Here is a 22,037-nt window from a genome sequence, read left to right as displayed (position 1 = left end):
GTTTATGCCTAGTAACTTAATCTAGTAACACACCTGATTCCTCAAGCAAAAAAGCCAAGGTATTAAGCTGCGTGTAATAATCTCTCTATATGGATTGCTAAATAAAAAACCTCATCATCTGGCACCATCAAATCATATTCATCACTAATGAGTTTGACTATTTTCTTGGCACAGGTATAGTTTTTCAAAAATTCCTTCTCTAATGCATCAACTAATGATGACTTTAGCTCCCTTATTTTAGGTTCTTCCGCTAACGCCCTACAGCGAGCAATCAACAATTTTAAGTGAATGATAAAACGTGAAAAATTTAACGACCCCGTGCTAACCTTAATATGAAAGTGATAACAAATAATATTGGCAATTTGATAAGCTAACTTGGTTAATTTTAACGTTTCGCCCACGCTACTATTATTCAATCTCGCATTTACAAAATGCAAGGCAATGAGCGAAGCTTCTGACTGCGGTAACTGAATGTTCTTTACTTTGTTGATATATTCAACCGCTTTGCAACCAACCTCATACTCATTGAGATATAAAAATGGCACTTCATGAATATTAATGCTCTCGTATTGACTATTTTCAAACCGTTTGATAGCAAATAAAATATGTTCTGACAAAGTAATAATTAAAGAATCGCTTAATTTTTCATTTAAAAAACGTTCTGATTTTTGGATAATATCACTGGTTAACTGAATGATCTCAACAGGAATCGCATCAATAAAATCCAATATTTCAGATTCCTTTTTGTGAATAAAAATTTGATTGCCGGGCGAAAAATGTAACACCCCCCCTTTAGGAGCCGAAAAACCAATACCCTTACCAATAACAATCGTTTCCCTGTTGGTTTTATCTAAAACTAGCACTACGTTGTTATTAATTATTTTTATTATTTTATACAAGGTAGCCTCGATAAATCCCTTTTAAGATTTTTTAGTTCACAATGATCTACGCTATTTCTAAATAGTATCAAACCTAACTAGCACGTGATCCGCCCACTTATAAAAATTTGCAAGTTAGTTTTGCTATATAAATAATAATCACAAAATTAATTCTTATTCAACAAATAATTTAAATCTTACGACAAGTGTCACAAATTTGACTTTTTCTCCTTCCTATTTCTCAAATAATTACTTAGTTTAAAAAAGATAAAACCATATAGGCTTGTAACCGCAAATGTTTAAGTTCTAATGATGAATTTAAATATTAAATGGGCAAAACCTAAATTACTCGAATAATACGAGTGATTTAGGTTTTTTTTATAACGTTAAAATGAACATAAAGGAATTAACATGATAATCAAAAAAAATTAACCAGCATGTCGAGGAGACTAAAACATAACTATCGTAAAACTATGGCATATTCAAAAAAATATAAACTGTTACCTATAATTTATACCACTGTCGCCCCAAATTTAATAACACAATCAATTGGCTTCAGTCTATATACTATCTAGGTTTTTCAGGAGAAAAAATGAAAAAATTAGCTTTAGTTAATCTGTTTTTTGCATTATCTATCATCAATACACAAGCTATGGCGTCGCAACACAATACACCACTAGATAAGCTCACCGAGCAATCGTTTTTTAATGATACTAAAATTGGTGTAACCCTCAGAAATTACGGAAAATATCTCAATGAAGATGGAACTGGAGATACACTAATCCACTCGGCTTGGGGTCAAGCATTTGGATTAGCTTATCAATCAGGATATTTTGCCGATTTTATTGGCTTTGATGCATCCTATGTTAATGTAGTAAAACTTGCTGCAAGTAATTACTTCGCGACTCGAAACCTACTATGGAATGATGGAACAGGGTATGATAAAAAAAATGCTCACGGTTTTGATAAAGTTAGCCAACGTTATATAAAAATTAAATTTGGCGAACAAGCTTCGCTTAACTTTAAAGCTAAATGGGGATGGCAAGTTTTACGTAATTACGCGGTATTAACAACGTCATACCAATTAACTAAAAATAGTTATTTAGGTTACAGTGGAACATTAGCTTATGATAACTACTCACTAGATACGCTTTACGTTACTAGCTCGATGAATCGAGATTCGCCAGAAAAAGAACAAATACAAACCGCGAACAAGAAAAAAATCGATTATATTATCGGTACGGGCCTTAACTACAAAGATAAAAAGCTCTCGGTTACTTACGCCTATGGTGAAGCTGATGACTATATCCGTCGACAATTATTAGAATTAAACTATAACCCTCATCCGCAACTGACTCTTGGCTCACAGATTTATTTTAATAACCCTCTAACAAATTATAAGCAGTTATCGCCCGATAAAAGAGCAGCTGATGGTAATTCATGGTATTACGCTGCAGACATCAAATGGCAACAAGACTTAGTTGGATTAAAACTCGGTATTGCACACACCAAAGCTGATAAAGATAATGGTTCGTTAGGCTATTTTGAACGTCACGTAACCAAGAATGCGCGTTGGCGTTTTAATTCACTAACAGAAGCCGCCTACCATTACCAACGTAATGGCGAATTAGCAATAACATTTTTAGGCGATTACCAAGCAAGCCCTAATTTTACAACGGCAATGCAAATAAACTATGGTCAATTCAATTATAAAGATAATAAATTTAAAACGGGTGAAATCAATGTTTGGGGTCAATGGACGCCGTCTGACTCTAGGCTTAAAAATCTGTCAATTTTCGCCAAAATAGGTAAATCTTGGACATATAAAGCCAATAAAGCACAGCCCATATTCGATAATCAAGGGCATTACCAACGAGGAACGGGAATATCAGGAGAATTTATTATCGATTATCGATTTAATTTATTCTAGTTAAATGATAATCAACCAAAAGTAAGGTACGGTGAAATAAACAAAGATTGAGCGGGACATATGACCCGCTCTTATAGAAGAGTGACAAGAAATTAATTAGCTAACAATTTTCTTTGTAAATCAGCGGCTCCTTTATACTCCGTTAGTCCTTGTACGCCACTCATGGTTTTATCGGGTTGACTACCGATTACTTGTGAGGCGATGGTTAAGCCGTTTGGTTCAATTACTGCGACACGATAAAAATCGACTAATTCAACTTTAGTCATAATTTTAAGACGATCTATTTTCTGTTTTTTTGACGCAAAATTAAATAGTGATTGCCGATAATCAACAAGATAATTAGCAAACTCTTCATCTAATGTTTGTGGCGGCGCTAATAGCTGATCTAGCGCTGATTGCTTATATTGTTCAAATTCCTCATCCGTTAATCCATTAAGCCTATTTAAAGCCAATGGATAAAAAGCTTGATAGCGCTGATTAATATAAGCTGGATCATATTGGTTACTTTGAATTAAAAAACCGATCCCATTACTATTACCAATACTGATAGGTAATGAGAATATCGCATAACCTAGTTGCTCATTACTTCTTAGTTGATCATAAAACCATGGTGAAATGATTTGATACAATAGATAACTCGCGACTCTACTCGTCACTTTATCATAAGACTTTGGTACAAAGCCCATAAGTAAAGCGTTATCGGTACTTGCTGTATTTTGGCTAATAATGGCATTGCTTTTATTGCTTATGGTAATCTCTGTAGTCGGTTGATAGGTTATATCGCTATTTAATGTTTTTTTAACTTCGTTATATAAACCATAAGATAGAGGAGACGATAAATTACCTATACTCAACATATAAGGCACAGAATCTACTCGCAGTTTTTTACGATATTGAGCTAAATCATCAACAGTAATTGCTGCGACAACTTCACGTTTTACTTCGCGGTCAAAATAGGGAACTGCCGATAAGACATTAACTGGTTGCATCGCCAAAGTAAAACTTTTTACTCGTTCTGCTGCATCGAGTTTTTCTAAATACCAAGATTTGGCAAGCACTAACCCTTCATCGCTAATATCAAAACCGCTATAAGTATTTAATACTTGATTGACGATATTAGGAAGATGCTGATTGAAGCCACTCGCAATGACCATCAAACCGGAATCAGCTTGCGTAGAAATTGACATACCAGCAACACTTGCTTGAAAATTAAGTATTGCTAACTCTCTATTTGCCAAATAATCAAGTAGATTAAACATGACTTGATTTTTCGCATTATTAAGCGCGAAGTTATTTCTTAATGATAAGGCGATAACGGCTTTCGGTTCATCAGCAAAATATTCACTATTAAAATGAAAATAATTACCATGAGGGTTAAAAATGTTATTCGATTGACCATTGCTGGCTTTGGTATCTTCAATTGTAAAATCATTAGCAATATATGGGTTTAATAGCGGTAACTCAAATGATAATTTAGCTGCCTGTTCCATTAAATCTTGGCTTTGTTTAGCGGTAATACTATCTATACGATAAGGCGCATCAACAAAATACGCGCGTTTATCGGTTACTTGATTATCAGCAATAACCCATATTCTGGCATTATCGATGGTTAAAGATTTTAGCCTATCTTTAATCGACTGTTGATTAAAATCTTCTGCAATATAATCGGCATCTAAAACATGTTCTGTTGGGTATAACAACATTTGATCTGCCAGCCACTCAACATAAGACATATCACGAGTAATATCAGGATACTTAAATTCCAATGCCAAAACGGCTTTTAATTCATTATAATATTTTGAATCAATGCCTTTCTGTTCTAAAAGCTGTAAATAACTAAAAATACTTGCAATGACTTTGTCTTTTTCGGCAAGACCTTGATCGGTTAAACTGACATAAATACTAAAGACACCGCTGGTACCATAGCGCAGTGGATCACTATTGGCGCTAACGGACTCAATTAAGCCTTGTTTTTGTAATTTATCAAATAAGGTATTTGCACTGCGGTTACTAATCAAGTAACTAATATATTCATCACTTTTATCAGCGAACTGGGCTACGTTATTTTCAATAGGGAATTGAAGATATAGTACTTTCTTGGGCTGTGCTGGCTGCATATAAATCATTTTACCGACATTATCAGCAGTGATTGCAGGTTCCGTGATTGATTTAGTTTCGCGATGATTATCATCAATTCGTCCAAAAGTCTCGGCGGCTAGATTAGCCAAAACACTTAACGGTTGATTACTGTATATTACACCAACCATATTACCTGCAGAATAATAAGTGTGATGAAATTTGACCAGTTCATCATGCAACTTACTCCCCTCTTTATCACTTAGCGTTGCCAAATTACCACCAGAAAACATAGACGCGGGGTGATTTTGATTTATTGTTTCAGAATCGACTTGGCCGATCCTAAAACCATCACTTGAACGTGCTATTGTTAATTCAGCATCAACCGCGTTACGTTCTTTATCGGCATATTTTTCATCTAATAATGGCTCTGCAATCGCATCGGCTAAGCGATCCAATGCTGAGGCTAATGCGCTATTTTCTACTTCAAAGTAGAATGCGGTTCGATGGTTTGCCGTACTCGCATTATAACTTCCTGAATGTAAACTTAAATATTCAGAAAATGCGGAAGGTTCTGGGTATTTTTTTGACCCCATTAATACCATGTGTTCTGCATAATGAGCGAGTCCTTGTTGAGATTTAGGATCGTATAATGACCCTATTGGTATTGCAAGAGATGCTAATGATTTCGCTGCCTTTGGATCTGAGATCAATAGCACTTTCATATTATTATCAAGCCTAATGACTTGATATTGCCGTTTATCTCGCTCACTTTTATTGATACTATCGGTTAAAATTGTATAGTTTTGATGAGTGTTTTCGTTTGCATTAACCGAAGATAATGCTGAGAGTAAACAGATAAAAGCGGTGATTATAACTAGGTAATACTTTTTCATACCAACTATCCAAAGAAGTAATTTATAATATGGAAAAAGACCGGTGCAGCAAAACATAATGAATCAATGCGATCCATCATGCCGCCATGTCCTTCTATAATAGTACCAAAATCCTTAATGCCCCGATCGCGCTTAATTGCTGACATGCATAACCCACCACAAAAACCAAGTAATGTGATTAGAGTAGAAACGAGCCCTGCTTGCCAAAATGTAAATGGCGTTATCCACCATAATGACATACCTATTAGACTTGCACTAAGTATCCCACCAATAAAACCTTCAACCGTTTTATTCGGACTAAGTTTGGGGACAATAGCATGGCGACCAAACAATTTACCAAATACATACTGCAGCACATCTGACAACTGGACCACAATGACTAAAAACATGATCAGTTTAAAATTCTGCCCATCGTAACTATCAATATTTAGCAGTAACAATGCAGGAATGTAGCTAATGCAATATACCGCAATCATCATACTCCATTGAATTTTTGCCACTCGGCCCAAAAAATCAACCGTATTACCATTAATGGCAATGCGCGTAGCAATAAATAAAAAAACAAAAACAGGAATGAAAATAGCAAAAAAATTATACCAATTAAGCCCTATCAATAAATATTGAATGGGTAAGAATATGAAGAAGCACCAGAATAATGCTTGATGATCACCTAATTTTGTTGGTGTTAAAGTAATACATTCACGTAAAGCAAAAAAGGAAATGCAAATAAATAAAACCAAAGTACCAATAGTGCCAATGAGGATGGCTACGAGTAAAACAATACTCATCATCCACCAAGCATTAATACGTTGATTAAGATTTTCTATTGTTTTCCTATTACACTCATTGCACCTAAATTTAGCAATTAATTGACCTATCAAGCTAGCAAAAATTAGCAAACCAAATATGCCTGCTAATAAGAGCTGGAGGTCGGAGTCTGTAAATATCATGGTGCTAATTTCTCCAGCTCTAGCTTAGCCCGCGCTAAAAAACTCTTTTTAGTTTCATCTTCCGTTGGCGAATTAATTGGAGAGCCAAAAATAGCCGAGCAAATAATAGGAACCAATAATTTAGACCCTTTCGGCAATACTCGATTTAAATTATTTAAGTAAACTGGCACAAGTTCTATATCAGGGAAGTGCTTAGATAGGTAGAATAAACCACTTTTAAAATCAGCAATGTTACTACCGCAGCCTCTTGTCCCTTCAGGAAAAAGGATAATTGATTGCTGCTTTTTTAGGATTTCTCCTAATATCAATAATGGATTACCTATATTGTTAGGTTTACGATTAATTAAAACAGAATTAAATATGTCCTGAGCAATAAATTGCTTAAACTTTGTTTGTTGCCAATAATCTTTGGCGGCTATAGGTCGTATATTTGAACGCAAACAGCGAGGAAAACATGACCAAAGCACCAAGCCATCAAGATGGCTTGTATGATTAGCGTAATAGATTTTAGGCCGATAAGTATAAGGTTCGCTCAACCAACGTGATTGCACGCCTGTCACTAATTTACAACTGATCAACAAAACTATACGTATCGCTGAAGCAAATAATTTTTTCACCACATACCTTTTACTTTATATACTATTCAGTGTTTACCTAACAATTATGATAAGTGAACATAAAAAATAGTGGCAACTTCATCTTTTCTATGACTATGTTACCAAGACTAAAACGGATTAATGTTCTCGTGTTTTTCTAAATAAAACGTCAGGATAGCGTTCTTGCGTTAAATTTAAATTGACCATACTTGGTGCAATATAACTTAAATTATCTCCGCCATCTAAGGCAAGATTCATTTCACATTTACGTTTAAATTCTTCAAGCTTTTTAACATCATCACATTCAACCCAGCGCGCAGTTGTAATATTGATTGATTCATAGATTGCTTCGACGTTATATTCGGACTTTAAACGTGCCACAACAACATCAAACTGCAGTACACCGACTGCACCAACAATTAAATCATTGTTAATAAGTGGACGAAATACCTGTACCGCCCCTTCTTCTGATAACTGAACTAAGCCTTTTAGTAGCTGTTTTTGCTTAAGCGGATCTTTTAAACGAATACGACGGAATAACTCAGGAGCAAAGTTTGGAATACCGGTAAATTTAAGCTCCTCACCTTGAGTAAAGGTGTCACCGATTTGGATTGTACCGTGATTATGCAAACCGATGATATCACCAGCGTAAGCCTCTTCAACCTGCTCACGATCTCCTGCCATAAAAGTTAAAGCATCGGCAATCGCCACATCTTTACCGGTACGTACATGCCGCAACTTCATGCCTTTTTCATATTTACCCGATACAATACGTAAAAAAGCGACGCGATCACGATGTTTGGGATCCATATTGGCTTGAATTTTAAAAACAAAACCGCTAAATTTTTCTTCTTTTGCTGCGACTTCTCGCTTATCCGTTTTACGCGGCTGCGGTGTTGGCGCCCACTGTGTTAAGCCATCAAGCATATGATCAACACCGAAGTTACCTAACGCGGTACCAAAAAACACGGGGGTTAGATCGCCTGATAAAAATGCCTCTAAATCAAACTCATTTGATGCGCCTTGAACTAATTCAAGCTCTTCACGCAGCTGGTTAGCTAAATCGTCACCTACCGCGTTATCTAGCTCGGAATTATTCAATCCCGCAATAATTCTAACCTCTTGAATAGTATGTCCTTTACCTGTTTGGTAAAGATAAGTTACATCTTTAGCTAAATGATAAACGCCTTTAAATAATTTTCCGCAACCGATCGGCCAAGTAATTGGCGCACACATAATATTAAGCTCACTTTCAACTTCATCAAGTAGCTCCATTGGATCACGAATATCTCGATCAAGTTTATTCATAAAGGTCAAAATAGGTGTATTACGTAAACGAGTAACTTCCATCAATTTACGCGTTCGATCTTCAACCCCTTTTGCCGCATCAATAACCATTAAACAGCTATCTACAGCAGTTAAGGTTCGGTAGGTATCTTCCGAGAAATCTTCATGCCCTGGAGTATCGAGTAGATTGACTAAGCAATCAGCATAAGGGAATTGCATCACTGAGGTTGTAATCGATATACCACGTTGTTTTTCCATTTCCATCCAATCGGATTTAGCATGCTGAGCATTCGCTCCTCGCCCTTTTACTGTGCCTGCAGTTTGAATAGCGTGCCCGAATAGTAGAACTTTTTCGGTAATGGTTGTTTTACCCGCATCGGGGTGAGAAATAATCGCGAAAGTACGGCGTGTTGCCACTTCGTCTAAATAAGCCTTTTCTGTCATGATTGCAAGATAATAAACTGTTCAAAAAAATGATAGGCAATTCTAACAGAATTGGAGTGAAATAGATACGCTCAGCAAGCAGTAGATGAATACTTTAGCAACGCAATCATTTGTTTAAAATAATTAGCTAGTTTGAAACATACATTATCAATGCTTAACTAATATTATCACTATCTAAAACAAACTTAAGCGCGGCATCAACCACCTCAATTCCCGCACCCTTTTTATGTGCATTTTCGCTCAAGTAGCGCCGCCATTGTTTCGCTCCCTTTTTACCATTAAAAATACCTAATGTATGACGCATAATATGATTAAGCTGTGCACCTTGTGATAACGCCTTATCAATATAGGGATAAAGTTGCTTAATTGCTTCAATAGGACTAACTATAGCCCGGCTATCAGCAAAAATTTGCTGATCGATTTGGCTTAGTAAAAGAGGGTTTTGGTAAGCTTCGCGCCCAACCATCACGCCATCAACATGCTCTAAATGGATCTTAATTTCATCGATAGTTTTAATCCCTCCATTAATAGCTATCATTAACTGGGGATAATCTTGTTTTAATTTGTACACTCTCGCATAATCAAGCGGGGGAACCTCTCTATTCTCTTTCGGGCTTAAACCTGATAACCAAGCTTTGCGTGCATGTATAATAAAGCTTTGGCTGTAAGGCATAATATGCTCAATAAACTGACATAAAAATAGATAACTATCGTATTCATCAATACCGACTCGAGTTTTCACGGTAACGGGAATACTAACTTGGTCTTGCATGGCCTTAATACAATCGGCGACTAAATTGGCATTACCCATTAAACAAGCACCAAACATACCATTTTGCACACGATCAGATGGGCAGCCCACATTAAGGTTAATTTCATCATAACCTCGTTCTTGAGCAAGTTTAGCACACTTGGCTAATGCTTTCGGATCGCTTCCTCCCAATTGTAAACTAATTGGATGCTCTTCTTGATTAAAAGCTAAATAATCACCCTTACCAAAAAGAATTGCACCGGTTGTCACCATTTCACTATAAAGTAACGTCTGCTTGGTTAAAATTCGATGAAAATAGCGACAATGCCGATCGGTCCAATCAAGCATTGGGGCAACGGAAAATTTATTAAGGATCGATTTCATTGCTATACCAGTGTTTAATATTAAGCTTTGTGATAAAAATAATTTGATTTACTATGATAGCAATAAATGCATAGATTACTAAGGATTAAAAATGTTAACCGGAAGCTGCCTCTGTGGAGAAATTAGTTATCAAGTGACGATGGAAAGTAATGTTGATGCTATTATATTTTGCCATTGCCAGCGCTGTCGTAAATGGAGTGGCACAGCATTTAATTCAGCAATAGTGATAAAAGCGAGTGAATTTCAGTTTTTAAGCGGACAAGATACAATCAAAAAATTTTCTATTAATGGCGTAAACCGCCATTTTTGTGGTCAATGTGGTTCAAATCTATTTACTTCACGAGATAATAATAAAGAGTTTTACCGTTTGAGAGCTGGAACGATTGACACCCCAGTTGATCCTAAACAAAGAATTCATATTTATGCCGACGCTAAAGCCAATTGGGATACCATTTGTGATGGTGGCACGAAGTTTAGCGAAAATATCAAATAAATATGTCTCAAAATACCTTATATGCAAGCTAATAAAAAACTGTATAAAAAAAGAAACCCGCTAATTTAGCAGGTTTACATAAATAATTATTGAATGCAGCGCCATTAATCGGTCTCTGGTTCGTTATCCATTTGTTGAAGTGTTTCTTTACCGAAAGATGATATTTTAACATCAGTCACTTTGCCTCTTTGGTCGAAAATAACTGTGTATGTTTTTTGACTAACATAACCATGTTCAGGTAGCTCTCGGAAAATATAATACCAAACATTATCAGTAAATACCGATGACAACATAGGATTGCCCATAATATAAACTACTTGTTCTTTAGTTTGACCTACTTTTAGCTTGTCAATTTCGCTTTGAGTGATATAGTTTCCCTGATTAATATCAGGCCGATAAACCCAGCGGTTGACAAATGAGCACCCACTTAATAAAAGCATGGTAATAACTAATATAGTAATTGAACGATATGAGAACATGTAACAAAATCCATTCTTGCAAATAATTGCGCTATTATCGCTGATATTTTAGCTAAACGCCATAGGTAATTGTTCTACACTTATTTTAGTCGGATAGCTATATCGATATTTATTTACTACCTTATTTCAATAATGAGACCTGATTAAAATAGATACAGAGCATAACTATAAAAATTTAATTTTCTTAAGATTATGTATATAATAGCCTTCTCGTTGGTTTGAATAATTTTAAAAATATGAACAACAGCCAAGAAATCCACGCGAAATTCACTAAACAGTTACTTCATCCTCGTTATTGGTTAACATGGTTGGGAATTGGTTTGTTATATGTTTTAGTTCTTCTCCCCTATCCTATTATTTATCAGTTAGGTAAATACTTAGGATTATTTGCTTATAAAATGATAGGCAAGCGAAAAGAAACTGCTCGTCAAAATCTTAAACTCTGCTTCCCTAATTACTCAGTATCTGAACGAGAAAAAATGCTTCATCAGAATTTTATCTCAACAGGAATGGCCATTTTTGAAACAGGAATGGCATGGTTTTGGTCTGACAAACGTCTAAGAAATCATGTTAGAATTATTGGTGATGAGCATATCAAACAAGCACAGCAAGTTGGTCAAGGAGTATTATTAATTGGTATTCATTTCTTAACTCTTGAGTTAGGTGCTCGTATACTCGGAATGAGTCATCCTGGAGTCGGAGTATACCGTCCTAACGACAATTTAGTGATGGATTATATACAGCTAAAAGGCCGTTTAAAATCGAACAAATATATGTTAGATCGCTATAACACTAAAGGAATGATTCGCGCCCTAAAAAAAGGAGAATTAGTTTGGTATGCACCTGATCATGACTACGGCGCTAAAAATAGCGTATTTGCACCATTCTTTGCAGTTGAAAAAGCAGCAACTACAATTGGCACTACTATTTTAGTCAAGCTTGGCCAGCCTGCAATTATACCATTTACGCCCAAACGCGAAAACAATGGCCAATATATCCTATCAGTCGCGCCTGCACTCAAAAATTATCCTCTGGATGATGATGTTGCAGCTGCAATATTTATGAACAAAGCGATTGAAAATGAAATATTGAAAGCACCAGAACAATATATGTGGCTTCACCGTCGCTTTAAAACTCGTCCTAAAGGAGAAAAACCGTTATATTCAGATAATGTACAGCATGATTAATATTATATTCGATTAAATACGTTACATTGATGCTTTTTCTTTTTTAGTTAATAATTAAGCTCTGCGTGTATTACTCAAAAAATTTACTCTCGCCTTACAGAACATTTACGACCTTACAAATTCGCTTAACTTGTTATGTGTTAGAATTAAAAAAATTTATTTCTATAACAAAAAACATTTTATATATTTCATTAAGTATTTATAGCTAATACCTAACTGATTTTATTTTTTATTTTAGCTAACTGAGATCCTGTGATTACTACCCAAGAAATTTACCCGCATTTTACCAAAAGTCTGCTTCATCCCAAATATTGGCTAACCTGGATTGTAATTGGTATTTGGTATTTAATACTTTTACTTCCTTACCCGATTATTTATCAGCTAGGACAAGGCATCGGTCTACTCATTCCTAAAATTATGCGTAAGCGTCGAGAGACTGCCCGCCAAAATATAAAACTTTGCTTTCCTGATTTATCAGAACAAGAACGAAATAACATGTTACGAGATAATTTTATTTCGACTGGCGTTGCGGTCTTTGAAACTGGCATGGCATGGTTTTGGCCTGATAAACGGATAAAAAAGCATTCAACAATTATTGGTGATGAATATATAAAGCAAGCACAACAAGCAAAGCAAGGAGTATTATTGCTCGGCGTCCACTTTTTAACTTTAGAGCTTGGTGGAAGAATTCTTGGCATGAGCCATCCAGGTGTCGGAGTGTATCGACCAAATGATAATAAAGTATTGGATTACGTTCAATTAAAAGGTCGTTTAAAATCAAATAAGTATATGATTGGTCGTTATAACACTAAAGGCATGATTCGAGCGTTAAAAAATGGCGAGTTGCTTTGGTATGCGCCAGATCATGATTATGGACCGAAAAATAGCGTTTTTGCACCTTTTTTTGCAGTAAACAAAGCTGCAACGACTGTTGGGACGAGCATTTTAGTCAAACTAGGACAACCCGCTATCATCCCTTTTACGCCAAAACGTGAACGCAATGGTAAATATACCGTATTTGTCAGTCCGCCACTGCCAAATTATCCACTCGGTGATGATATTGCAGCGGCAACATTTATGAACAAAGCGATTGAAAATGAAATATTAAAAGCCCCAGAGCAGTATATGTGGCTGCATCGGCGCTTTAAAACTCGGCCGAAAGGTGAGGCTTCATTGTATTCAAATGAAGTACAAAGTAATTAATACGAACAATAAAATGACTGTACGAAAAAATAAGTATTAAATTAAATACTGTATTTGATTATATTTCATACTAATTGCACAGTGAAATTTGACACAGATCAAAGTCATTATTTTAATTTATTTTTTCGCTTTATTTTATTAAGTATAACTATTATGATTACAAACTAAGGGTTTAATCCCACTAATAAAAATGAAGCAATATTTTTAATGTCATACTTTTTAAGGAGTCCTTATGCTATTTAACCGTAGACAGTTCTTCAAGATCTGTGCGGGTGGTATGGCTGGAACCACTGCCGCAACCCTCGGTTTTGCCCCTAATGTCGCATTGGCACAAACTCGCGAATACAAATTACTCAAATCAAAAGAAACTCGAAATAATTGCACTTACTGTTCTGTTGGTTGTGGAATGTTACTTTATAGCAGAGGAGATGGCGCCAAAAATGTAGTGCAATCAATTTTTCATGTTGAAGGTGATCCTGACCATCCTGTAAGCCGTGGTTCTTTGTGTCCTAAGGGCTCAGGTGTCCTTGATTATATTAAGAGTGAAAGCCGTGTAAAATATCCAGAATATCGAGCTCCTGGTTCTAATGAATGGCAACGAATTAGCTGGGATGAGGCTATTGAGCGCATTGCTAGGTTGATGAAAGCAGATCGTGATAGCAATTTACTTGAAAAAAATGATGACGGCACTACTGTTAACCGTTGGACGACTACCGGTTGGTTAGTTACATCAGCCGCCAGTAATGAAACGGGCTGGCTTGCATTTAAAATAGCAAGAGCACTAGGTATGTTAAGTCTCGAAACTCAAGCTAGAGTCTGCCATGGCCCATCAGTTTCTAGTCTTGCGGCAACCTTTGGCCGTGGGGCGATGACCAACAATTGGAATGATATTAAGAATTCAAATGTTGTGATAGTTATGGGGGGGAATGCTGCTGAAGCCCATCCCGTCGGCTTCAAATGGGCAATGGAAGCTAAGATAAATAATGGTGCAGAATTAATTGTAGTTGATCCTCGCTTTAACCGTACCGCATCCGTTGCTGATCATTATGTGCCTATTCGTTCTGGTTCGGATATTGCCTTTTTGCTTGGTATCATAAACCACTTAATTATCAATGATGAAATTAATCATGAGTATTTACTAGCAAATAGTAATGCAAGTTTACTTGTGCGTGACGATTATAATTTTGATGTCAATGACGGTTTATTTACCGGTTACGAAGAGGGACATCATAAATATGATCAATCAAGTTGGACATATCAAACTGATGAAAAAGGTTATGCTTTACGGGATAAAACATTACAAAATCCACGCTGCGTGTGGCAATTATTAAAAAATCATGTTAGCAGATATACACCGGAAGTTGTTAACAACATTACTGGCACACCTATCGATAGTTTTATTCATGTATGTGAGTCGCTGGCAAGCACAAAAACCAACGATCGCGCAGCAACTTTTTTATATGCACTAGGCTGGACACAGCATAGTTATGGCTCTCAAATAATCCGTTGTGCAGCAATGATACAGCTTCTTTTAGGTAATATTGGTGTAATGGGAGGAGGTATTAATGCACTCCGTGGTCACTCTAACATTCAAGGATTGACCGATGTCGGCTTATTATCAACCCGTTTACCTGCTTATCTTGACTTGCCAAAAGAGAATCAAATAACACTTGAACAGTATCTAAATGAAAAGACACCAAAACCATTTGGACCTAATGAAATAAACTACTGGGCTAATTATCCTAAATTTTTTGTTAGCTTTATGAAATCGATGTTTGGAGAACACGCTACAAAAGAGAATAATTGGGGCTTTGATTGGCTACCAAAATGGGATAAAACATACGATGTTTTACGATTTAGTAAAATGATGCGTGATGGAGCGGCCAATGGCTTCATTTGCCAAGGTTTTAATCCTCTAGCAGCTTTCCCAGATAAAAATGCCGTACGCGATGGACTTTCTAAACTAAAATTTTTAATTAGTATTGATCCAATGCCAACCGAAACTGCTGAATTTTGGAAAAATTATGGCGAATCGAATGACGTCAATCCGAGCATGATTCAAACGGAGGTATTCCGTTTACCATCGAACTGCTTTGCGGAAGAAAATGGCACAATTGTTAACTCATCACGCTGGCTACAATGGCATTGGGCGGCGGCGAAACCACCTGCAGATGCGATGCCTGATCCTGAAATTCTTTCTCGTATTTTCCTACGAATGAAAGAACTCTATCGAGAAGAAGGTGGACCGTGTCAAGAACCTATTAACAACTTGGTGTGGGATTATAAAATTCCTCATGAACCGTCTGGTGAAGAGTTAGCTAAAGACTATAATGGTCGCGCACTTGCTGATCTAAAAGATGCTAACGGTAATATTGTTGTCAAAAAAGGGCAACAATTAAGTGGCTTTGCGCAATTAAAAGATGATGGTTCTACATCGTGTGGAATTTGGATTTTCTGTGGCAGCTGGACTGAGCAAGGTAACCAGATGGCGAGAAGAGATCCTGCTGATCCATCTGGAAAAGGGATTCATGCTGGTTGGGCATGGGCATGGCCAATGAATCGCCGAATACTTTACAACCGAGCTTCAGCAGATAGTCAAGGTAGGCCATATGATCCAAATAAATTACTTATCGAGTGGAATGGTTCAAGCTGGGTAGGCAATGATGTTCCAGACTTTACTGCGACGCTACCACCAAGCTCTGGTGCTGGTGCATTTATTATGAATAATGATGGTTTAGGAGGATTGTTCTGCTTAAATCGATTAGTTGATGGTCCATTCCCTGAGCACTATGAGCCATTTGAAACGCCTATTAGTACTAATCCTCTGCATCCAAAACAAATAACCAATCCAGCTGCTCGAATTTTTAAAGAGGATTTGGAACGCCTAGGTAATGCACAAGAGTTCCCTTATGTTGGTACCACATATTGCATTACAGAACATTTCCATTTTTGGACTCAGCATGCAAGGCTTAATGCAATAACGCAACCGCAGCAATTTATTGAAATTAGTGAAAACTTAGCAAATAAAAAAGGAATTAAGCTAGGCGATACCGTAAAAGTCAGTTCATATCGAGGTTATGTCAAGGCGAAGGCTGTAGTGACTAAACGAATGCCAACACTAATGGTAGATGGAAAAGAGATTGAAACAATCGGCGTCCCTATTGTATGGGGATATACAGGAGTAACAAAAAAAGGCTTTTTGGCAAATGGATTAACGCCAACTGTTGGTGATGCAAATTCACAAACGCCAGAATATAAATCTTTTTTAGTTAATGTCGAGAAAGTTTCTTCCGATGCCTTAGATGCGTAGTGAATAGGAGATAAAATTATGTCATTACAAACCCAAGATATTATCAGGCGTTCTGCTACTAACAAGCTAACGCCGGCCCCACAAGCGAGAGACTTTCAGCAAGAAGTAGCAAAACTTATCGATGTTACGACCTGTATTGGTTGTAAAGCTTGCCAAGTTGCTTGTAGTGAATGGAATGATCTACGTGCTGAAATCGGTATCAATGTTGGTGTTTATGATAATCCTGCTGATTTAGGACCAAAAACATGGACACTGATGCGTTTTTCCGAAGTTGAAGTAAACGGTCTTTTTGAATGGCTAATTCGTAAAGATGGTTGCATGCATTGTAGCGATCCTGGTTGTTTAAAAGCTTGCCCAGCTGAAGGGGCGATTATTCAATATGCGAATGGTATTGTCGATTTTCAGTCAGAACAGTGTATTGGTTGTGGTTATTGCGTTGCTGGCTGCCCATTTAATATTCCTCGAATAAGTAAAGAAGACAACCATGCTTACAAATGTACTTTATGTTCAGATCGTGTTGCTGTTGGGCAAGAGCCTGCATGTGTTAAAAGCTGCCCAACAGGAGCTATCCATTTTGGTACCAAAGAAGAAATGATCTATCGCGCTAATGGGCGTATTAAGGATTTACAAACTCGCGGGTTTGAAAATGCGGGTCTATACAATCCAGAGGGGGTTGGTGGGACTCATGTTATGTACGTCTTACATCATGCTGAGCAACCAAACCTTTACCATGGCTTAGCCAAAAATCCACAAATTAGTGAAGTGGTTAAATTCTGGAAAGGCGCTTGGAAGCCTCTTTCAGCTGCGGCCTTTATTGCTACATTTGCAGGCTTAGTCTTCCATTATATGGCGGTTGGACCAGTTGAAGTCGATGAAGACGATATCGAACATGAAAAAGAGTTTGATAAAGAAGCGCGAAAACAATTTATTGCAGACAAGAAAAGAGAAAAAACGACAGAGGAGAATCGTCATGAATAAAGAAGAGATGATTTTAAGAACCCCTTTAATTGTTAGGTTTTTTCATATTTGTATTGTTATACTTTTTATCATTACGGCTTTATCAGGATTATCGATATTCTTTCCATCAATAAAGGCCTTTGCTTTAGTATTAGGTACTCCTCAGCTTGTACGTGAACTTCATCCCTTTTTAGGCTGTGTTATTTTTGTTTTGCTCATGTTTATGCTATTTAAACTAGCACATCATAATATTCTCAATAAAAATGATGTTCGTTGGATAAAAAATATCGACAAAGTGATTGCAGGTAAAGAACCCGAAGATATTCCTATAGGTAAATATAATGCCGGCCAAAAATTTCTATTCTGGTGCATTATGGGGCTAATTAGCGTACTGCTTATTACTGGGTTTATCATGTGGCGACGTTATTTCGCGGAATATTTCTCAATTGAAGTTATCCGCATTGCTATATTTTTTCATTCATTAGCTGCCATCGCCTTAATCTTATTAATCATCGGTCATGCTTATATGGCAATTTGGGTAAAAGGCTCGATTAAAGGTATGATTACGGGTTATGTCTCGAGAGCATGGGCTAAAAAGAACCATTCGCAGTGGTATAATGATGAAATGAAAAAAAATCATCAAATCGAACTAAATAAGCCAAAAGAAAAGTCAGATACAAATAACGCAGTATAGTATTAAACAAATACTTATTTAAATAAAACCGACTTAACCCTAAATTAAGTCGGTTTATCTTATCAAATAAGATAAGAAGAGTATAAAGAATATATAATTAAAATAACTACCAACCAATTATGTTGATAGTATTTTAGACCATTTCATGATGCTAATTAAATAATTGGGTTAAAAATGAGTATTAAAATTATTCCTCACGAACAGCTTGAAAAGCAAAACGATAAAATAAGTATTATTAATAAAATTCCTTTACTTTTCTACCCAAACCCGAAAACACTTTATGCTCAACGGGTAAAGCGAATGCAGTTTTTAGCAAAAGAAAGTGCTTTTGTCGACTATTTACAATTTTGCACAAAAATTGTCTCTGCTCAAGCGGGCATTGCCGAGAATGAAAATATAGTTGTAGATCTAGTTAAGACAGTAGAATCTGCTACACAAAAGAACTGCCCACCATTATCCCTTGATAATTACCCATTAACTAAAGAATGGATTAACTATCTTTACTCGATCATGGATGCCGCTCAGAATATTAATGACTTCATTAATCAAACTATTGATGTACTAAGGCAAAATAGTGAAAGTGAATTATTAAATAAAGCTGAAAACTTGCTAAAAGGCAAATTTGATTTACTATCAAGCAATGAATCACTATTTATTTGGTCGGCATTGTCTGTTTACTATAGTTTACTTGCCAGTCACTTACCTGGTAAAGCAGTAGCTGAAGTCAGCGAAAAACGCTGGTTATGCCCTGTTTGCCAAAATAGTCCAGTAGGTAGTGTTATTCATATTGGCAGTAATTTAGGGTTACGCTATCTACACTGTAGCTTATGTGAAAGCGAATGGTATGTACCAAGAGCGAAATGCACTAATTGTGATAACACGGAAAATATCAACTATTATTCACTCGACGATGAGCTAGCATCAGTTAAAACTGAATGCTGCGAACACTGTCATAGCTACCTAAAAGTATTCAATCAGGAACGTGATGCCCATTTAGATATTGTAGCGGACGATATTAATTCGTTAATTCTTGATATGGAAACAGAAAAAGAAGGCTTTGCCAAAAGTGGAATAAATCCTTTATTATTTTCAGCAGAAGAATAGCATCAAACCTATCAGCAGTAGATTTAAACCCTTTGAAATAATAAGATATCTATCACGATATACTTACTGTGTACCAACGTTCGGTGCAGAGGGTTTATTTGCTGTTTTTGTGTGTTACATAAATAACTCCTCGAATAATAATGCCTATTATACACAAGCAAAACTGACCTAATTTGCTCTGTTTAAACAGTATAAATTAAATAAAATACTTAACATTTAATCTCATTCTGGCTACAATAGGCAATCAATGTACTAGTTTAAAGATACTTAAAATAAAATGCTAAGAAACCTATTTATTTCACTGTTATATTTAACTATAGCAACCATTATTCCAATGGTTTGCCATGCAACTCAAGTTAAAATAGTCGCGATTACAGCAATCGTTGAGCATCCTTCTCTCAATGAAATTCGTGATGGGGTAAAAGACGAACTAATTGCGCAAGGCTACAAGCTTAATGATAATCTTATTGTGCAATATCAAAGCGCCCAAGGAAACAGTGCAAATGCAGCGCAAATTGCCAAACAGTTTGTAGCGAATAAGCCTGACGTTATTGTTGCAATTGCAACACCGAGCGCGCAAGCCGTGGCGGCATCAACAAGAATAATTCCCTTAGTATTTGCAGGGATCACCGATCCTGTTGCGGCGAAATTAATAAAATCATTTTCGCCAACAGGAACTAATATTACGGGAGTATCCGACTACTTAGAGATCCCGCAACAAATTGCATTTATGAAAAAAATCGTGCCAAACCTTAAGTCGGTAGGATATGTTTATAGTCCAGGAGAGATCAATTCAACTATTGTATTAAAAGAATTACAAGAGCAATTAGCTAAGCAAAATATTAATATTATCGCTATCCCCGCACAACGTACCGCAGATATTCCTACTGCAGCAAAAAACCTTAAAAGCAAAGTAGATCTTATCTATACAACAACGGACAATAATGTTGTTTCCGCTTATGAATCATTAGTAAAAGTCGCTAATGAAAATAAGATTCCATTGTTAGCTTCTTTTCCAGATGCCATTGACCGAGGTGCTGTTGCAGCATTTGGTATGAGTTATTACGATGTAGGTCGCCAGTCAGGTAAATTAGTTATTCGAATCCTAAATGGTGAAAAGCCTGGTCAGATAGAGCCTGAAACAGGACAAGAGACCCATTTAGTTATTAACCTAGACGCAGCTAAACGTCAAGGCGTTATATTGCCAGATGAAGTTATTCAATCTGCACATCGTGTTATTGGTAAAAAATGACAATTATTTAAGCTATTACTGTTATTGTAAAAAAAAATGAACATTTATAAAAATGTTATAACACTAGATAAACAATAAAATTTGATTTATAGTAGCTATAATATTTTTCATAATGTAAAAAAATATTTACAGGACATAAAATGCTTAATATTGAACATACTCGATTAACATCAGCAATCGCGATGATTTGCATGCTGATATTCCCTCTGACACTGTTTGCGAGTGAATCAGCAGTAAAATATGTTGCCATTACCGCAATTGTTGAACATCCCGCATTAGATAATGTTAGAAAAGGCGTTGAAGATGAGTTAAAAGATAATGGTTATATTGCAGGTGAAAATTTAAAATTGCACTATCAAAGTGCCCAAGGTAGTAGTGCCAATGCCGCTCAAATAGCAAAGCAGTTTGTTGCAAGCAAACCCGATGTTATTGTTGGAATAGGTACACCAAGTTCACAAGCATTAGCCGCTACCAGTAAAACGATTCCTATTATATTTACTGCCGTCACTGATCCTGTTATTGCTAAACTAACACCTAGTTGGGGAGCATCCAAAACCAATGTTACTGGCGTATCTGATGCATTATCATTAGAAACACAAATCGAAATCATGCTAAAAATAAAGCCAGACATAAAAACAATTGGTTATGTCTATAGCCCTGGCGAGATTAATTCGACTATTGTACTGAAGCAACTACAAGACATGCTAGCTTCGAAAGAAATTAAAATTATCGCAGCTCCTGCTCAACGTACATCAGACATTCCTACGGCGGCAAAAAGTCTTAAAGGTAAAGTTGATATAATTTATACCACTACAGATAATAATGTGGTTTCTGCTTATGAATCATTAGTAAAAGTGGCTAATGAAAGTAAACTACCACTAATTGCCTCGGATCCTGCTTCGGCTCAACGCGGTGCAATTGCGGCATTAGGTATGAGCTACTATGATTTAGGCCGCCAAGCAGGTAAAATCGTAATTCGTATTCTTAGGGGGGAAAAACCTGGCGATATTCCCCCTCAAGTTGGAAATGTAACACAACTCGTTATTAATACAAAAGCCGCTCAAAAACAAGGTGTCATACTATCAGATGAAATCTTGAATATGGCTGCAGAAATTATAGAAAAATAATATATAAGATAATAGTTGCTTAGCCATAAAGCGACTTAA

At 36.3% G+C, this 22,037-nt stretch carries 17 protein-coding genes; 10 read left to right on the top strand and 7 right to left on the bottom strand.

Features of this window, described 5'->3' with window-relative positions; translation table 11 throughout:
* Positions 1-62: 62 nt before the first annotated feature.
* Positions 63-899 carry a PRD domain-containing protein gene (locus tag RHO12_10970; GenBank protein ID WVD65874.1) on the bottom strand — a complete coding sequence of 279 codons (837 nt, stop codon included), beginning with the start codon at positions 897-899 and terminating at the stop codon, positions 63-65.
* 571 nt (positions 900-1,470) lie between these two features.
* On the opposite strand from RHO12_10970, the gene RHO12_10965 reads away from it, so the two are divergent.
* Positions 1,471-2,808: a hypothetical protein gene (locus RHO12_10965; GenBank protein WVD65873.1), complete on the top strand. Its 1,338-nt coding sequence runs from the start codon at positions 1,471-1,473 to the stop codon at positions 2,806-2,808.
* 92 nt (positions 2,809-2,900) lie between these two features.
* Here RHO12_10965 and ptrA read toward each other — a convergent pair whose 3' ends face one another.
* The 5 genes from ptrA to dusA form a co-directional block, all read right to left on the bottom strand.
* A complete protein-coding gene (ptrA, locus tag RHO12_10960) occupies positions 2,901-5,780 on the bottom strand; it encodes a pitrilysin (GenBank protein WVD65872.1) in 2,880 nt (959 codons plus the stop codon).
* Positions 5,781-5,785: 5 nt separating this feature from the next.
* Positions 5,786-6,730: a phosphatidate cytidylyltransferase gene (locus tag RHO12_10955; protein WVD65871.1), complete on the bottom strand. Its 945-nt coding sequence runs from the start codon at positions 6,728-6,730 to the stop codon at positions 5,786-5,788.
* Positions 6,727-7,347 (bottom strand): lysophospholipid acyltransferase family protein, encoded by a 621-nt coding sequence (locus RHO12_10950; protein WVD65870.1) that lies wholly within the window; start codon positions 7,345-7,347, stop codon positions 6,727-6,729. Before RHO12_10950 ends, RHO12_10955 begins: the two co-directional genes overlap by 4 nt.
* Positions 7,348-7,464: 117 nt before the next feature.
* Positions 7,465-9,057, bottom strand: coding sequence for a peptide chain release factor 3 (prfC, locus tag RHO12_10945; GenBank protein WVD65869.1), 1,593 nt, complete (start codon positions 9,055-9,057; stop codon positions 7,465-7,467).
* 154 nt (positions 9,058-9,211) lie between these two features.
* The gene (gene dusA / locus RHO12_10940) at positions 9,212-10,192 is read right to left on the bottom strand and encodes a tRNA dihydrouridine(20/20a) synthase DusA (GenBank protein WVD65868.1); all 981 of its coding nucleotides are present in this window, start codon (positions 10,190-10,192) and stop codon (positions 9,212-9,214) included.
* 91 nt (positions 10,193-10,283) lie between these two features.
* Between dusA and RHO12_10935 the strand changes: the two genes are divergently transcribed.
* On the top strand, positions 10,284-10,685 hold the full coding sequence (locus RHO12_10935) for a GFA family protein (protein WVD65867.1): 402 nt from the start codon (positions 10,284-10,286) through the stop codon (positions 10,683-10,685).
* Positions 10,686-10,789: 104 nt separating this feature from the next.
* On the opposite strand, the gene bamE is transcribed toward RHO12_10935, so the two are convergent.
* Positions 10,790-11,164, bottom strand: a complete 375-nt coding sequence (gene bamE / locus RHO12_10930) for an outer membrane protein assembly factor BamE (protein WVD65866.1) — start codon at positions 11,162-11,164, stop codon at positions 10,790-10,792.
* Positions 11,165-11,400: 236 nt separating this feature from the next.
* On the opposite strand from bamE, the gene lpxL (RHO12_10925) reads away from it, so the two are divergent.
* The 8 genes from lpxL (RHO12_10925) to RHO12_10890 all read left to right on the top strand — a co-directional run bounded on the left by lpxL (RHO12_10925) (position 11,401) and on the right by RHO12_10890 (position 21,998).
* The gene (gene lpxL / locus RHO12_10925; protein ID WVD65865.1) at positions 11,401-12,351 is read left to right on the top strand and encodes an LpxL/LpxP family Kdo(2)-lipid IV(A) lauroyl/palmitoleoyl acyltransferase; all 951 of its coding nucleotides are present in this window, start codon (positions 11,401-11,403) and stop codon (positions 12,349-12,351) included.
* A 252-nt stretch (positions 12,352-12,603) separates the two neighbouring features.
* Positions 12,604-13,554, top strand: a complete 951-nt coding sequence (gene lpxL / locus RHO12_10920; protein ID WVD65864.1) for an LpxL/LpxP family Kdo(2)-lipid IV(A) lauroyl/palmitoleoyl acyltransferase — start codon at positions 12,604-12,606, stop codon at positions 13,552-13,554.
* A gap of 232 nt (positions 13,555-13,786) precedes the next feature.
* Positions 13,787-16,864, top strand: a complete 3,078-nt coding sequence (gene fdnG / locus RHO12_10915) for a formate dehydrogenase-N subunit alpha (protein ID WVD65863.1) — start codon at positions 13,787-13,789, stop codon at positions 16,862-16,864.
* A gap of 18 nt (positions 16,865-16,882) precedes the next feature.
* A complete protein-coding gene (fdxH, locus tag RHO12_10910) occupies positions 16,883-17,842 on the top strand; it encodes a formate dehydrogenase subunit beta (GenBank protein ID WVD65862.1) in 960 nt (319 codons plus the stop codon).
* The gene (locus tag RHO12_10905; GenBank protein ID WVD65861.1) at positions 17,835-18,515 is read left to right on the top strand and encodes a formate dehydrogenase subunit gamma; all 681 of its coding nucleotides are present in this window, start codon (positions 17,835-17,837) and stop codon (positions 18,513-18,515) included. The genes fdxH and RHO12_10905 overlap by 8 nt, the downstream gene beginning before the upstream one ends.
* A gap of 174 nt (positions 18,516-18,689) precedes the next feature.
* The gene (gene fdhE / locus RHO12_10900) at positions 18,690-19,619 is read left to right on the top strand and encodes a formate dehydrogenase accessory protein FdhE (GenBank protein WVD65860.1); all 930 of its coding nucleotides are present in this window, start codon (positions 18,690-18,692) and stop codon (positions 19,617-19,619) included.
* A gap of 277 nt (positions 19,620-19,896) precedes the next feature.
* Positions 19,897-20,871 carry an ABC transporter substrate-binding protein gene (locus tag RHO12_10895; protein WVD65859.1) on the top strand — a complete coding sequence of 325 codons (975 nt, stop codon included), beginning with the start codon at positions 19,897-19,899 and terminating at the stop codon, positions 20,869-20,871.
* A gap of 140 nt (positions 20,872-21,011) precedes the next feature.
* On the top strand, positions 21,012-21,998 hold the full coding sequence (locus RHO12_10890) for an ABC transporter substrate-binding protein (GenBank protein WVD65858.1): 987 nt from the start codon (positions 21,012-21,014) through the stop codon (positions 21,996-21,998).
* Positions 21,999-22,037 lie beyond the last annotated feature (39 nt).

The sequence above is a fragment of the Orbaceae bacterium lpD02 genome (assembly GCA_036251875.1).
Lineage (GTDB): Bacteria > Pseudomonadota > Gammaproteobacteria > Enterobacterales > Orbaceae > Orbus > Orbus sturtevantii.
The sequence above is the reverse complement of the archived record's forward strand: the minus strand, read 5'-3'. Positions and strand labels throughout refer to the sequence as shown.